Source organism: Rathayibacter sp. VKM Ac-2804 (assembly GCF_009866655.1).
Lineage (GTDB): Bacteria > Actinomycetota > Actinomycetes > Actinomycetales > Microbacteriaceae > Rathayibacter.
Genome location: NZ_CP047420.1, coordinates 120,679 through 134,459 on the forward strand (window position 1 = coordinate 120,679; position 13,781 = coordinate 134,459).

Genomic DNA, 13,781 nt, shown 5'->3' on the forward strand with positions numbered 1-13,781 from the left:
GGTGTTCTCCTCGAGAGTCGCGGGCGCTGTCTGCGCCCTCCTACTATCGCGTCGAACGGCGCCCCCCGATATCGACACCTCCACCGAGAAGAATCGGAATCATGCCGGTCGGCGTCTCGGTGGTGAGCGAAAGGACCCGCGGCGGCCCGTTCATGCTGGTCGAGTAGCCCCGAAGGGGTGTATCGAGACCCGCCGTCACCAGCAGGGCGGGTCTGCAGACTCCACTTCTGACGCTGGCGGATCTCGATACGCCCGCTGCGCGGGCTACTCGATCAGCATGGCTATCCCCATACGAACTAGGTGATCGTTCCCAGGAGACCCACCCACCCAGCACGCCGACCCGCCGCCCCGGCCGTCCTACTTCCGCCCGCGCGCCGCCCGCTTCGCCGCGTTGAACGCGATCGCCGCGCGCACGAGCCCCGCGAGCGCCTCCTCCTGGATCGCGTCCCCCTCGGCGAACTCCACCGAGCGGCGCTGGTTCCCGCCGAGCTCCCCGTTGAAGATCCCCGCCGGATCCTCGAGCGACGCCCCGTACATGAAGCCGAGCTTCACCTTCTTCTGGAAGATGTTGCCGACCACGAGGATGCCGTCGAGCTCCCAGACCGGCGCGCCCCTCCACTTCCACTCCTCGACGATGCCCGGATCGACTTCGAGGATGATCCGCCGCGCCTCACCGAGCAGCTCCCCCCGCCAATCGGGATGCTTCGCGATCAGGCCGTCGATCTCCTCGCCGGGCGTCACGCGGCCACGCCGGCGGGCACCGCGTCGAGCAGCGCGCGCACCACCGCGGCCGAGCGGTCCGCAGCGTCGTCCACGTGCGCCTCGAACGAGCCCGGCTCGCAGAGGTCCGAGATGCCGCGCACCGAGACGAACGGCAGCCCGTGCACGTACGCGGTCTGCGCGAGCGAGACCGACTCCATGTCGGTCGCCAGTGCCCCGTCGTAGAGGCCGCGCACCCGCGCGACGTGGTCGCCGGACACGAAGACGTCCCCGGACACGATCAGTCCGCGCCGCACGGTGATCCCGCCGCCGTCCGGCAGCGACGCCGTGAGCTCCGCGGCGAGCGCCGGCCCGTGCCCCGAGTAGCGCGCCGGCATCCCCGGCACCTGCCCCATCGCGTAGCCGAACGCCTGCGCGTCCGCGTCGGTCTGCACGTACTCGTCGCCGACGACCACGTCGCCGACGCGCACCTCGGCCCCGAGTCCGCCCGCCGACCCCGCGCTGATCACCAGCGGCGCCCCGCCGACGCGGAGGATCGCCGCCGTCAGTCCGCCGGCCGCGTTCACGAGTCCCACGCCGGTGCGCACGAGCAGCACCGGGTGGCCGCCGACCTCGAGCGACCACTGCAGGGCGTTGCCCACCGCGACGGGCTCCGGTGCACCACCGGCCGCGACGAGGAACGGCTCGGCCTCCTCGTCCATCGCGACGAGGACGATCGCCTCGACCGCGCTCACGCGGTGACCTGCTCCCACTGGTCGCGCTGCGCGAGGAAGGTGCGCGCCGCGTCCTGAGCGCCCTCGAGCGAGTGGTTCGCGCCCCAGCCGCACTGCGTCTCGTTCGCCGCGGGGACCTCGGTGGCCTCGGTGATGTCGCGGAGGGTCGACTCGACCAGATCGAGCACCTCGGCGAGCTCGGGCTCGCCCTGCAGGATCAGGTAGAAGCCGGTCTGGCAGCCCATCGGCGAGAAGTCGACGACGCGGTCGGAGTGGTTGCGCGACTTCTCGGCGAACAGGTGCTCGAGCGAGTGCACGGTCGGCATCTCGAGGTGTCCGCGGTTGGGCTGGGTGAAGCGCACGTCGTACTTGACGAGGTGGTCCCCCGCCGGGAGGGTCTTGGCGTCGGCCAGGCGCACGTAGGGCGCGGCGACGGTGCGGTGATCGAGGTTGAACGACTCGACGTTCATGCGCGGCTGATCCACGGTGGTCTCCTTCTCCTGGGGTTCCTCCATTGTCCCCCCGCGCCGCAGTCGCATCGGGATCCGCAGCCCCGCCGTGCTGACGGTGGGCGGGTCTCGATACGCCCCTACGGGGCTACTCGACCAGCATGGGACCGCCCTCGGCTGCGGTCCTCCAGCGCCCGAGCAGTGCACGCTGAGGGCGCCGACGCGGCGGACGACGCGCGGGCCGCACTGCTGGCGGCCACCGGCGCCGCCACGCTCGACGACGCCGTGATCATCGCCAGGGGCCGCCCGCGGCTCGACGGCGGGGAGCCCGCCGGCCCGGTGTGGAAGGTCCGCTCGACCAGAGGGCTGGACCAGGAGGTGAGCCGGCTCGCGAAGAGCCGCGGCGTCAGCAAGTCGCAGATCCTCCGCGAGGCCGCTGCGGCCTACGTCGAGGCGTCCTGACCCGGCGGCTCCGCCGACACCACTAGCGCGCCGGCGCGTCCTCGCCCGGGACGAAGCGGTAGCCCATCCCCGCCTCCGTCAGCAGGAACCGCGGGTGCGCCGGGTCGGGCTCGAGCTTCTTGCGCAGCTGCGCCAGGTAGAGGCGGAGGTAGCCGGTGTCGGTCACGTGCGCCGGTCCCCAGATCTCGTCGAGCAGCGAGCGCCGGGTGACGAGCTTGCCCGCGTTGCGCACCAGGATCTCGAGCACCTGCCACTCCGTCGGCGTCAGCCGCACCGAGGCGCCGTCCCGGGTCGCGCTCTTCGCGACCAGGTCCACGGTCACGTCGCCGATCACCACCAGCGGCTCGCCCTCGGCCGGCTGCACGCGCCGCGACAGCGCCCGGATGCGCGCGAGCACCTCGTCCATCGAGAACGGCTTGGTCACGTAGTCGTCCGCACCGGCGTCGAGCGCGCCCACCTTGTCCGCCGAGCCCGTGCGCCCCGACACCACGAGTACCGGCGCGCTCGTCCAGCCGCGCAGGGCGTGGATCACCTCGATCCCGTCGAGCCGCGGCATGCCCAGGTCGATCATGTAGAGGTCCGGCCGCTCGTCGATCGCGCGGTTGATCGCCTCGGTCCCGTCGCCCGCGGTGACCACGTCGTAGCCGCGGGCGGTCAGCGTGATCCGCAGCGCCCGCAGGATCTGCGGGTCGTCGTCGGCGATCAGGATCTTCATGCGGCTCCTCCGGAGGCGTCGGTCTCGGCGGCCGTGCTGCTCTCGGCGGCCACGGCGGCGGCCACCACCGGCAGCGTCACCACCATCGTCAGCCCGCCGCCCGGGGTGTCCTCGGTCTCGAGCGTCCCGCCCATCCCCTCGGTGAACCCCTTCGACAGCGCGAGGCCCAGTCCCAGCCCGGTCGTGTTGTCGTCGTCGCCGAGGCGCTGGAACGGCACGAAGACCTCCGCCCGGCGCTCGGGCGGGATCCCCGGCCCGTGGTCGACGATCCGGATCTGCGCCGTCCCGCCGAAGACGCTGGTCGAGACGCGCACCCGGGTCCCGGACGGCGCGTAGCGCACCGCGTTCGCGAGCAGGTTCACCACGACCCGCTGCAGCAGCACCCCGTCGGCGAGCAGCTCCGGGCAGTCGAGGTCGAGATCGAGGTCGACCTCGCCCGGCCCGAGCCCCAGCTCGTCGAGCGCGGGCAGCACCACGTCGGCCGCGTCGAGCGGGGCCAGCGAGACGGCGAGCGCCCCCGCCTCGAGCCGGGTCACGTCGAGCAGATCGGTGACCAGCGCGCCCAGGGTGGTGAGGCTCTCGTCGGCGGTCGCGAGCAGCTCCTCCCGGTCGCGGTCGCTCCACTCGACGTCGCGCGAGCGCAGCCCCGAGACGGCGGCGGTCGCGGCCGCCAGCGGCCGGCGGAGGTCGTGGCTGACCGCCGAGAGCAGCGCGCTGCGCACCCGGTCGGTCTCGGCCAGCGGAGCCAGCGAGCTCGCCGTCTCGCTCAGCGCCGCGTTCTCCAGGACGGAGTCCAGCTGCGCGGCGACCACCTGCAGCAGCCGCCGCTCGCTGCCCTCGAGCTCGCGGCCGTGCAGCTCCAGCTCCGCATGCGCGCCGACCGGGATCCGCACGGGCTCCCCGTCGGGCCGCGGCTCGCCGTCCGCGGCGACGACCGCGCCGTCCCGCACCAGCCGCACGCCGGTCAGGCCGAACGCCTCGCGGGAGCGCTCGAGGATCGCCTGCAGCGCCCCCTGCCCGCGGATCACCCCGCCCGCGATCGTCGCCAGCAGCTCCGCCTCCGCCCCTGAGCGCTTCGCCGCGCGCGAGCGCCGCGCCGCGCGGTCGACCACGGCGCTCACCAGCGCCGCGTTCAGCACGTAGAGCACGAGCGCGAGCGCGTGCAGCGGCTCGTCGACGGTGATCGTGTACAGCGGATCGACGAAGAAGTAGTCGAGGGTGAGCCCCGAGAGCACGGCCGCGAACAGCGCCGGCCAGAGCCCGCCGACGAGCGCGACGAGCACCACGAGCAGCTGGTACGAGAGCACGTCGCTCGTGATCGACTCGTCGCTGCGCAGACTCGACAGCAGCCAGGTCACCAGCGGCCCGCCGACGAGCGCGAGCGCCGTGCCGAGGATCCTGCGCCGCAGGGTGAGCGCGCCGTCGAGCCGCGGCAGCACCGCCGTCCGCCCGGCCGCCGAGTGGTTGACGATGTGGACGTCGATGTTGCCCGACTCGCGGATCACGGTCGCGCCGATCCCCGGGGTGAGCGCCGCGGCGAGGCGGCTGCGCCGGCTCACGCCGAGCACCAGCTGCGTGGCGTTCACCGAGCGGGCGAACTCGACCAGCGTCCGCGGCACGTCCTCGCCGACGACCTGGTGGTAGCTCCCGCCGAGCGACTCGACCAGCGCGCGCTGCGACTCGAGCACCTGCGGCCGCGGCGTGCGCAGCCCGTCGGGCGTCACCACATGCACGGCGAGCAGGTCGCCGGCGGAGGCGCGCGCGGCGATCCGCGCGCCGCGGCGCAGCAGGGTCTCCCCCTCCGTGCCGCCGGTGAGCGTCACGACCACCCGCTCGCGGGCCTCCCAGGTGCTGTCGATGCCGTGCTCGCCGCGGTAGTCGCGCAGCGCGCTGTCGACCTCGTCGGCGAGCCAGAGCAGGGCGAGCTCGCGCAGCGCGGTGAGGTTGCCGAGGCGGAAGTAGTTCGAGAGCGCGGCGTCGATGCGCTCCGGCGGGTAGACCCGCCCGTCGGCGAGGCGGTCGCGCAGGGCCTGCGGAGCGAGGTCGACGACCTCGATCTGGTCGGCCGCGCGGAGCACGGCGTCGGGGATCGTCTCGCGCTGCGGCGCTCCGGTGATCGCCTGCACGACGTCGTTGAGCGAGGCGATGTGCTGGATGTTCACCGTGGAGAAGACCGTGATCCCGGCGTCGAGGAGCGCCGTCACGTCCTCCCAGCGCTTGTCGTGCCGCGAGCCGGGCGCATTGGTGTGCGCGAGCTCGTCGACCAGCGCGACGTCGGGCCGCCGGGCGAGCACCGCCTCCAGATCCATCTCCTCGAGCCGCACGCCGCGGTGCTCGACCGCGCGCCGGGGGACCACCTCGAGCCCCTCGACCATCGCGGCGGTGGCGGCGCGGCCGTGCGTCTCGACGACGGCGACGACGACGTCGCGGCCCTCGGCGGCGAGCCGGCGGCCCTCCTCGAGCATCGTGTACGTCTTGCCGACGCCGGGTGCGGCCCCGAGCAGCACGCGCAGGCGGCCCTTCGTCATGCTCCGGCCCCCACCCTCGGCTCGCGAGATCGGCTCCGGCTCGCGTGATCGCGGCGTCCCGGCGAGCCGAGGGTGAGTCTACGAGCCCGAGGTGCGCCCGGAGCCGCCCCGGTCACAGCCGCGCGAGCGCGAGGTTGAGCTCGAGCACGTTCACCGTCTCCTCGCCGAGGACGCCGAGGTCGCGCCCCTGCACCGCCCCGTCGACGAGCGCGCGCACGCTCTCCTCCGGCAGGCCCCGGGCGGCAGCGACCCGAGCCACCTGCAGCTCGGCGTAGGCCGGGCTGATCTGCGGGTCGAGCCCCGAGGCGGAGGCGGTGAGCGCGTCGGCCGGCACCGCGGCCGGGTCCACGCCGTCGAACGCGGCGATCGCGGCGCGGCGCTCCTGGATCGAGGCGACGAGGTCCTCGTTCGAGGGGCCGAGGTTCGAGCCGCTGGAGGCGCTCGCGTCGTAGCCGTCGCCGGCGGCGGAGGGCCGCGACTGGAACCACTCGGGCAGCGGCTGCCCGTCGGCGTCGGTGAAGGACTGGCCGATCAGGCTCGAGCCGACGTCGCGGCCGTCGACCGCGAGCATCGAGCCGTTCGCCTGCCGGGGCAGCGCGAGCTGCCCGATCCCGGTGACCACGAGCGGGTAGACGACGCCGAGGGCGAGGGTGAGCACGATCAGCGCGCGCAGCGCGACGGCGTACTGCCGGAGACCGGAGCGGGGGGAGTTCATCGGTGTCTGCTTTCTAGAAGCCGGGGAGGAGGGAGACGACGAGGTCGACGAGCTTGATCCCGACGAACGGCGCGATCACACCGCCGAGCCCGTAGACGAGGAGGTTGCGGCTGAGGATCCGCGAGGCGCTGAGCGCGCGGTAGGCGACTCCGCGCAGAGCGAGCGGGATGAGCACCACGATCACCAGCGCGTTGAAGACGATCGCCGAGAGGATCGCCGAGGCGGGCGAGTGCAGCTGCATCACGTTGAGCACCGCGAGCCCCGGGAAGGCCCCGGCGAACATCGCCGGGATGATCGCGAAGTACTTCGCGAGGTCGTTCGCGATCGAGAACGTCGTGAGCGCCCCGCGGGTGATCAGCAGCTGCTTGCCGATCCGCACGATGTCGATCAGCTTGGTCGGGTCGGAGTCGAGGTCGACCATGTTGCCGGCCTCCTTCGCGGCCGACGTGCCGGTGTTCATCGCCACCCCGACGTCGGCCTGCGCGAGCGCCGGAGCGTCGTTGGTGCCGTCGCCGGTCATCGCGACCAGGTTCCCGCCCTCCTGCTCGCGGCGGATGTAGGCGAGCTTCTGCTCGGGCGTGGCCTCGGCGAGGTAGTCGTCGACGCCGGCCTCCGCCGCGATCGCCTTCGCGGTGAGCGGGTTGTCGCCGGTGATCATCACGGTCCGGATGCCCATCGCCCGCAGATCGGCGAAGCGCTCCTTCAGCCCCTCCTTCACCACGTCCTTCAGGTGCACGACGCCCAGGATCCGACCCGTGCCGCCGGCGTCCTTCACCGCGACCACCAGCGGCGTCCCCCCGCTCTCCGAGACGCGGTGCACCTGCTCGTCGAGCTCGGCGGCGACCGTGCTCGCCAGACGCGCGTCGCTCTCGAGCCACGCGGTCACGGCCGAGCCGGCGCCCTTCCGGATCATCGACCCGTCGGCGAGGTCGAGCCCGCTCATCCGGGTCTGGGCGGTGAAGGGCACGATCTCGGCCGACAGCGCCTCGCTCGCGAGGGCGTCCGGGTGCACGCCCCGGGCCGCGGCGAGGTCGACGATCGACTTCCCCTCCGGCGTCGGGTCGCTGAGCGAGGACGACGCGGCGGCGCGGATCAGCTCGTCGGCGGCGGTGCCGTCGATCGCGACGAACTCCGTGGCGCGCCGGTTGCCGTAGGTGATGGTGCCGGTCTTGTCGAGCAGCAGCGTGGTGACGTCGCCCGCGGCCTCGACCGCACGGCCCGACATCGCGAGCACGTTGCGCTGCACGAGCCGGTCCATCCCCGCGATGCCGATCGCCGAGAGCAGCGCGCCGATCGTGGTCGGGATCAGGCAGACCAGGAGGGCGACCAGCACGGGGACGCTGACCGGCGCCGCCACGGAGGAGGCGATCGGGTTCAGCGTCAGCGTCACCACGAGGAAGACGATGGAGAGGCTCGCGAGCAGGATGTTCAGCGCGATCTCGTTCGGCGTCTTCTGCCGCGACGCCCCCTCGACCAGCGCGATCATCCGGTCCACGAAGGTCTCGCCGGGCTTCGAGGTGATCCGCACGACGATGCGGTCCGAGAGCACGCGCGTGCCGCCGGTGACGGCGCTGCGGTCGCCGCCGGACTCGCGGACGACCGGCGCCGACTCCCCGGTGATCGCCGACTCGTCGACGGAGGCGATGCCCCAGACGATGTCGCCGTCGCCGGGGACGAGCTCGCCCGCCTCGACCACCACGTGGTCGCCGAGCTGCAGATCGGCGGAGGAGATCTCCTCGATCCGGCTGTGCGCGGCCGAGCCGTCGCCGGCGCGGTACTCGGCGAGGCGGCGGGCGGCGGTGCTGGTGCGGGTCTGCCGCAGGCTGTCGGCCTGCGCCTTGCCCCGCCCCTCGGCCACCGACTCGGCCAGGTTGGCGAAGAGCACGGTCAGCCAGAGCCAGACCGCGATCCCCGCGGTGAACGAGGGCGGCACCGGCACCCCGCCCGACGCCTGGGCGCCGCCGAGGAACGGCTCGGCGACGGCGAGCGCCGTGGTCAGCGCGGCGCCGACCTCGACGAGGAACATCACGGGGTTGCGCACAATCAGGCGCGGATCGAGCTTGCGCAGCGCCCCGGGGAGCGCCGCGCCGACCTGCTCGAGGCTGAAGGCCGAGGCGCCGCGCCGCGGCCGCTCCTCCTCGGCGGTGGGGCGTGCGGAGGTGTCGAGTGTGCTGGTCATGGTGTTACTGGAGTCCTTCTGCGAGGGGTCCGAGTGCGAGCACGGGGAAGTAGGTGAGGGCGGTCACGACGACGGTGACGCCCACGAGCAGGCCGACGAACTGCGGCCGGTGGGTCGGCAGGGTCCCCGCGGTCGACGGAGTGACGCCCTGCCTGGCGAGCGAGCCGGCCAGGGCGAGCACCATCACGATCGGCAGGAACCGGCCGAGCAGCATCGCCACTCCGAGCGCCCCGTTGAACCAGGGCGTGTTCGCCGTGAGCCCCGCGAACGCCGAGCCGTTGTTGTTGGCCGCCGAGGTGAAGGCGTAGAGCACCTCCGAGAGGCCGTGCAGCCCCGGGTTCCAGATCGACGTGCTCTCCACGTCGGCCCGCACCGCGGGGATCGCGAAGCTCAGCGCCGTCCCGGCGAGCACGAGCGTCGGCGTGATCAGGATGAACAGGCTCGCCAGCGTGATCTCGTACGGGCCGAGCTTCTTGCCCAGGTACTCGGGCGTCCGCCCGACGAGCAGCCCGCCGATGAACACGGCGAGCACCGCGAGCACGAGCATCCCGTAGAGCCCGGAGCCGACGCCGCCCGGAGCGACCTCGCCGAGCATCATGTTCAGCATCGGCAGCATCCCGCCGAGCGCGGTGTAGGAGTCGTGCATCGAGTTGACGGCGCCCGTCGAGGTGAGCGTGCTGGTCGCCCCGAAGAGCGTCGAGCCGGCGATGCCGAAGCGCACCTCCTTGCCCTCCATCGCGCCGCCCGCGGCCTGCGGGGCGGGCCCGCCGCCCGCGAGCTCGAGCAGGGTCAGCGCCGTCAGCGAGACGACGAAGATCGCCGCCATCGCCGCCACGATCGCGAGGCCCTGCTTCGGGCTGCCGACCATCCGGCCGAAGGCGCGCGGGAGCGAGAACGGGATCGCGAGCATCAGCACGATCTGCAGCGCGCTGGTCGCCGCCGAGGGGTTCTCGAACGGATGCGCGGAGTTCGCGTTGAAGAAGCCGCCGCCGTTGGTGCCGAGCAGCTTGATCGCCTCCTGCGAGGCGACCGGCCCGCCCGGGATGCTCTGCGTCCCGCCGGTGAGCGTCGTCACGTCCGTGAAGCCGGCGAGGTTCTGGATCACGCCGCCCGCCAGCAGCAGCACCGCCGCGATCACCGACAGCGGGAGCAGCAGGCGGAGCGTCCCGCGGGTGAGATCGACCCAGAAGTTGCCGATCGAGTCGCTGCCGCGGCGCGCGAAGCCGCGCACCAGGGCGATCGCGACCGCGATGCCGACTCCGGCCGAGACGAAGTTCTGCACGGCGAGGCCGAGCAGCTGCACCGAGTAGCCCATCGTCACGTCCGGCGAGTACGACTGCCAGTTGGTGTTGGTGACGAACGAGACGGCCGTGTTGAACGACAGCCCCTCGGGGATCGCCGGGAAGCCGAGCGAGTACGGAAGCAGGGCCTGCGCCCGCTGCAGCGCGTAGACGAGCAGGACGCCGACCAGCGAGAACGCGAGCACGCCGCGGAGGTAGGCCCGCCAGCTCTGCTCGCCGCGCGGGTCGACGCCGATGAGGCGGTAGAAGCCGCGCTCGACGGCGAGGTCCCGGGAGGAGGAGTAGACGTGCGCCGTGTAGTCGCCCAGCGGGCGGTAGAGCAGCACCAGGACGAGGGCGACCGCGGCGACCTGGAGGATCGCGGGCAGCGCGCTCATCAGAACCGCTCCGGCTTCACGAGAGCGACGACGAGGTAGCCGATCGCGGCGATCGCGAGGACCACGGCGAGGACGTCGAACACGATCATCGTCGGCCCGCCCCGTCGCGAGCCGACCGCGGGCCGGTGCCGTCCTCCGCCGCGGCGCGGGGGCCGGCGGAGCGCGGCGCGAGCGCCTCGACCCCCCTGGCGACGACGCCGATGAGCGCGAAGACGGCGAGGACGCCGATCACGGAGAGAAGGTCGAGCACGGGAACTCCATTCGGGGGCCGAGGGCACCCCGAGTGCGGAGGCGCCCGGCCGGCACCGCGACGAGCGCAGCACCGGCACGGATCCCGATGCAACACCCGGCGACGCGTTCCGACGCCGGTCCTCACGACTTCCCTACGGCGGCGGCGGCGACCCTCACGCTCTCCTCACGGGAGCGGCGCCGGAGCCGCCCCGGCGCTCACTTCCTCAGGCGGTACGCCTTCCAGAACTGGCGCATCGTCAGGCCGTACTCCTTGCGGAACAGCCGCGCGGCGGTGACGTACTCGTGCAGACCGCACCGGGCGGCCAGCACCTCGAAGCCGTCGGGGCTGTCCGCCGCGCTGATCTCCGCCGCGAGCGCCGTCAGCCGGCTCGTGCGGATGTACTCGGACAGGGTGGGCCCGTCGCTGGCGAAGAGCCGGTGGATCGTCCGCGGGCTCGTGTGGAAGACCTCGGCGAGGGTGGCCACGGTCAGTTCGCGCTGGGCGAGGTGGTCGCGCACGTAGCCCTCGACGTGCTCGCGGGAGAGCTTGATCCGCTCGAGATCGCCGACGGCGAAGTGGCTCCGGTTCGCCAGCGACGCCTCGATCAGCCCGGTCAGCTGGGCGAGATGCGCGCGGAACGCCTCGGGCGTCATCGAGTCCTGCGAGGCGAGCTCGTGCGAGAGGGTCTGGAAGAGGCGCATCAGCCGCGGCGGCGAGATCACCTCGATGCCGTAGAGCGGGACGGAGGCCTGGAAGCGCTCGCTCAGCTGATCGGACGGAATGCTGATGTAGACGCACTCGGTCACGTCATAGGTCTCCGACGACACCGGTTCGCCGCCGCCGGCGATGGCGATGCAGCCCCGGGTGAGGCGATAGCGCTGAGTCCCGACGGAGACGAAGCACTCGCCCTCGATGAGGGCCACTATCTCGATCCGGTCGCTTCTCGGGAATCCGGTCGAACTCGAATCCGGAGAGGTGAAGTAGTTCGCGCGGGCGGTCATCCGGTGCGCACTCACCTGATCGACGATCAGGCGCTCGCACTCCGCCTCGAACGCCTCTCGGCTGCGGGGGTGGACCTCACCGACTCCCATCCACTCGCTGATCGCCTTCTCGGCGCCGGGACCGCTGAACCGCTGCCGATCGATACGGCAGGGAGGGCTCGGCCTGAGGGGGGAGTCCAGCGGTTGAAGGGTGTCTTTCATCGGTTCTCATCTGTCTCGAGGATCGTCTCAGAGCGCCCGGGAACGGGGTCCGCTCTCCACACGTCCGCGAGGGCAGAACATGTGAGTTCTCAAAGCCGCCGAATGCTCGTCCGCACGATGAACGGGGACGTCTGCAGGGTGACCGAGCGGTGAGTGTAACAGGAGAAAGGCCTTCGGATTCAAGTCCGGCGCCACTTCCGCGCTTCTCCGCCGAATCAGCCGATCTCCGCCATCACAGAAGCCGCGCAATTCCGCCGATGATCGCATTCATATACGTGAGTATCGACCTTTCTATACGTCCTCATGGACGAAGAGGACTTTCAGGGATCAGCCATTGTTCATCGAGCCTCATCAGTCATTCCCGCCAACCATGATCATCCGCGCCACAAGTTTTCGGAAGCCGCGCGGTCGACTCACCATCGATCCGACCCGCGAAGCCGTGCCGCCGCCCGTGAGGCCGGTTCGGACCGTCGCCCGCCGCGACCGTCGCCCGCCTCCACCACCCCTCGAAAGGCACCGAGATGAGAACCCGACTGAGCCGCCGCCTCCTGGCCGCCGCCGCCCTGGCCGCCGCGGTGGCCGTTCCGAGCGCGATCGCCGCCGGAGGTGCGGCGCCGCAGGCCGTCGCCGAGACCGCCCGCTCCGTCCCCGACCTCCGCGTCTCCTACCTCCAGCTCGGAGCGACGGGCTCGCTGGCGCAGATCGATCCCGCCGGCATCGCCGCATCGAACGTGATCGTCTTCGCGTTCGCCGACCCGGCGAGCAGCACCGCCGATTCCGCGACCCTCTCGGCGATGCAGAAGGTCATCGACCACGAGGCGCCGGGCACGGTGAACCTGCTCAGCCTGGGCGGGCAGACCGTCACCCGCGACACCGTGAACACCGCCACGGCGGGCGCCGTCGGCTCCCGGCTGCTCGCGCAGATCGAGGACTGCAACGCGAAGCTCTCCGGCGGGAGCATCACGGGCGTCGACCTCGACCTCGAGAACGGCATCGACGCCGAGACGATCAGCGCCCTCGGCGCGGCGGTGAAGGGCGCCGGCCTCTCCCTCGCCGTCGCACCGCAGGTCCACCTCAGCAGCGGGACCGAGGTCGACCCGGCCGCGCCGACCAACCTGACCCTCACCTCCGGCGTGCACGACGGCGCGAACGACCAGTTCGCTCCGCTGCTGAGGACCGGCACGGTCGACTACCTGCTGGCCCAGACCTACAACACGGGCGGCTGGACGGTCGGCGGCGTCGCCGAGAGCGATCCCGGCTTCTTCAGCACCATCAGCCGCGCGCTGAACAGCGCGGTCCGTCCCGACTGCTCCGCCGCCACCTCGCTGTGCATCGCCGAGCGCACGAGGATCGTGATCGGCCAGGTCAGCAACGCCGGCGCCAGCGGCACCGCGAACAACGTCTTCGGCGGATCGGGTGCGGCCGCGTACGACCAGGCCGCGGTCCTCGCGAGCCTCGCCTCCCAGTGGACGGCGATGGCGGCGAAGCCCGAGCTCTACGGTCACGTCGACGGCATCATGCAGTGGTCGCTCAACAACGACTACGCGCCGTCGGCCTGGGGCGACACATCGGCCTCGGCCGGCGCCTTCAGCGTCGCGCTCTTCGGGGCGACCCCGCCGGCACCGGCCCCGTACTTCATCCTCCAGGTGAGCAACACCGGCCCCGACACCCCGGACTCGGGCGCCTACGCCTCGGCCACGCTCGTGGTCGACGGGCAGTACTGGATCTTCGGTAACAGGTGGGGCTCGGCCCTGAGCCCGGGCACGAACGAGTCCTTCGGCACCTCCGCGTCGGCCGAGAACCCGGCCACGCCGTACGTGATCGACAGCAGCAACCTCGATGCGATCTTCAGCGGCGGCAAGAAGAGCTTCACCACCTCGCAGGTGCTGATCAACGGGTACTCCGCGCAGACGGACGTCGCCGCACCGGGCGCGCAGTACGCCTGCCCCGTCGGCTCGGGTTACACCTTCGAGGCCGGGCACTCCTACAACGTCCAGGTCAACGCGAACTCGGGCTTCAGATCCTGCGCGATCTCGAAGGTGAACTGACCCTTCCCCACTCCTCGGGCGGGCGGCGCCGTTCCTGCACCCCGCACTCCGCGGCGGCCCGCCCGAGGTCCCGACCGGATCCCCTCCGGTCGCCTCCCCCTTCTCCGTGGCGCCCCGTCCCGGAGATCCAGAGAACGAGA

The 13,781-nt window shown here is 72.2% G+C and carries 13 protein-coding genes; 2 read left to right on the top strand and 11 right to left on the bottom strand.

Features of this window, described 5'->3' with window-relative positions; translation table 11 throughout:
- Positions 1 to 357: 357 nt before the first annotated feature.
- Genes GTU73_RS00580 through GTU73_RS00590 form a run of 3 tightly spaced genes read right to left on the bottom strand, consistent with a single transcriptional unit; the run spans position 358 to position 1,948 of the window.
- On the bottom strand, positions 358 to 741 hold the full coding sequence (locus GTU73_RS00580) for a DUF1801 domain-containing protein (protein ID WP_160086065.1): 384 nt from the start codon (positions 739 to 741) through the stop codon (positions 358 to 360).
- Entirely contained in the window at positions 738 to 1,454 is a 717-nt protein-coding gene (mtnN, locus tag GTU73_RS00585; RefSeq protein ID WP_244231711.1) for a 5'-methylthioadenosine/S-adenosylhomocysteine nucleosidase, read from the bottom strand. The genes GTU73_RS00580 and mtnN overlap by 4 nt, the downstream gene beginning before the upstream one ends.
- On the bottom strand, positions 1,451 to 1,948 hold the full coding sequence (locus GTU73_RS00590) for an S-ribosylhomocysteine lyase (protein ID WP_244231712.1): 498 nt from the start codon (positions 1,946 to 1,948) through the stop codon (positions 1,451 to 1,453). The genes mtnN and GTU73_RS00590 overlap by 4 nt, the downstream gene beginning before the upstream one ends.
- A gap of 135 nt (positions 1,949 to 2,083) precedes the next feature.
- On the opposite strand from GTU73_RS00590, the gene GTU73_RS00595 reads away from it, so the two are divergent.
- Complete coding sequence (locus GTU73_RS00595) at positions 2,084 to 2,344, top strand: CopG family transcriptional regulator (protein ID WP_160086067.1); 261 nt, start codon at positions 2,084 to 2,086, stop codon at positions 2,342 to 2,344.
- Between the two features lie 22 nt (positions 2,345 to 2,366).
- Here the strand turns inward: GTU73_RS00595 and GTU73_RS00600 are convergent, their stop codons facing one another.
- The 8 genes from GTU73_RS00600 to GTU73_RS00635 all read right to left on the bottom strand — a co-directional run bounded on the left by GTU73_RS00600 (position 2,367) and on the right by GTU73_RS00635 (position 11,593).
- On the bottom strand, positions 2,367 to 3,059 hold the full coding sequence (locus tag GTU73_RS00600) for a response regulator (RefSeq protein WP_160086069.1): 693 nt from the start codon (positions 3,057 to 3,059) through the stop codon (positions 2,367 to 2,369).
- Positions 3,056 to 5,587, bottom strand: a complete 2,532-nt coding sequence (locus tag GTU73_RS00605; protein ID WP_160086071.1) for an ATP-binding protein — start codon at positions 5,585 to 5,587, stop codon at positions 3,056 to 3,058. Before GTU73_RS00605 ends, GTU73_RS00600 begins: the two co-directional genes overlap by 4 nt.
- A gap of 112 nt (positions 5,588 to 5,699) precedes the next feature.
- Positions 5,700 to 6,302 (bottom strand): potassium-transporting ATPase subunit KdpC, encoded by a 603-nt coding sequence (gene kdpC, locus GTU73_RS00610; protein WP_160086073.1) that lies wholly within the window; start codon positions 6,300 to 6,302, stop codon positions 5,700 to 5,702.
- 13 nt (positions 6,303 to 6,315) lie between these two features.
- Positions 6,316 to 8,481 carry a potassium-transporting ATPase subunit KdpB gene (gene kdpB, locus GTU73_RS00615; protein ID WP_160086075.1) on the bottom strand — a complete coding sequence of 722 codons (2,166 nt, stop codon included), beginning with the start codon at positions 8,479 to 8,481 and terminating at the stop codon, positions 6,316 to 6,318.
- 4 nt (positions 8,482 to 8,485) lie between these two features.
- Positions 8,486 to 10,159, bottom strand: coding sequence for a potassium-transporting ATPase subunit KdpA (kdpA, locus tag GTU73_RS00620; RefSeq protein ID WP_160086077.1), 1,674 nt, complete (start codon positions 10,157 to 10,159; stop codon positions 8,486 to 8,488).
- Positions 10,159 to 10,248, bottom strand: a complete 90-nt coding sequence (locus GTU73_RS00625) for a potassium-transporting ATPase subunit F (protein WP_160086079.1) — start codon at positions 10,246 to 10,248, stop codon at positions 10,159 to 10,161. Before GTU73_RS00625 ends, kdpA begins: the two co-directional genes overlap by 1 nt.
- Entirely contained in the window at positions 10,245 to 10,409 is a 165-nt protein-coding gene (locus tag GTU73_RS00630) for a hypothetical protein (protein WP_160086081.1), read from the bottom strand. Before GTU73_RS00630 ends, GTU73_RS00625 begins: the two co-directional genes overlap by 4 nt.
- Before the next feature lie 197 nt (positions 10,410 to 10,606).
- Entirely contained in the window at positions 10,607 to 11,593 is a 987-nt protein-coding gene (locus GTU73_RS00635) for a helix-turn-helix domain-containing protein (RefSeq protein ID WP_160086083.1), read from the bottom strand.
- Positions 11,594 to 12,114: 521 nt separating this feature from the next.
- On the opposite strand from GTU73_RS00635, the gene GTU73_RS00640 reads away from it, so the two are divergent.
- The gene (locus tag GTU73_RS00640) at positions 12,115 to 13,641 is read left to right on the top strand and encodes a hypothetical protein (protein ID WP_160086085.1); all 1,527 of its coding nucleotides are present in this window, start codon (positions 12,115 to 12,117) and stop codon (positions 13,639 to 13,641) included.
- Positions 13,642 to 13,781 lie beyond the last annotated feature (140 nt).

Excerpts from the sequence above, each read along its gene's own strand:
- GTU73_RS00590 (WP_244231712.1), bottom strand. The coding sequence starts at position 1,948 with ATGGAGGAACCCCAGGAGAAGGAGACCACCGTGGATCAGCCGCGCATG.
- GTU73_RS00600 (WP_160086069.1), bottom strand. The coding sequence starts at position 3,059 with ATGAAGATCCTGATCGCCGACGACGACCCGCAGATCCTGCGGGCGCTG.
- GTU73_RS00605 (WP_160086071.1), bottom strand. The coding sequence starts at position 5,587 with ATGACGAAGGGCCGCCTGCGCGTGCTGCTCGGGGCCGCACCCGGCGTC.
- kdpC (WP_160086073.1), bottom strand. The coding sequence starts at position 6,302 with ATGAACTCCCCCCGCTCCGGTCTCCGGCAGTACGCCGTCGCGCTGCGC.
- kdpB (WP_160086075.1), bottom strand. The coding sequence starts at position 8,481 with ATGACCAGCACACTCGACACCTCCGCACGCCCCACCGCCGAGGAGGAG.
- kdpA (WP_160086077.1), bottom strand. The coding sequence starts at position 10,159 with ATGAGCGCGCTGCCCGCGATCCTCCAGGTCGCCGCGGTCGCCCTCGTC.
- GTU73_RS00625 (WP_160086079.1), bottom strand. The coding sequence starts at position 10,248 with ATGATCGTGTTCGACGTCCTCGCCGTGGTCCTCGCGATCGCCGCGATC.
- GTU73_RS00635 (WP_160086083.1), bottom strand. The coding sequence starts at position 11,593 with ATGAAAGACACCCTTCAACCGCTGGACTCCCCCCTCAGGCCGAGCCCT.
- GTU73_RS00640 (WP_160086085.1), top strand. The coding sequence starts at position 12,115 with ATGAGAACCCGACTGAGCCGCCGCCTCCTGGCCGCCGCCGCCCTGGCC.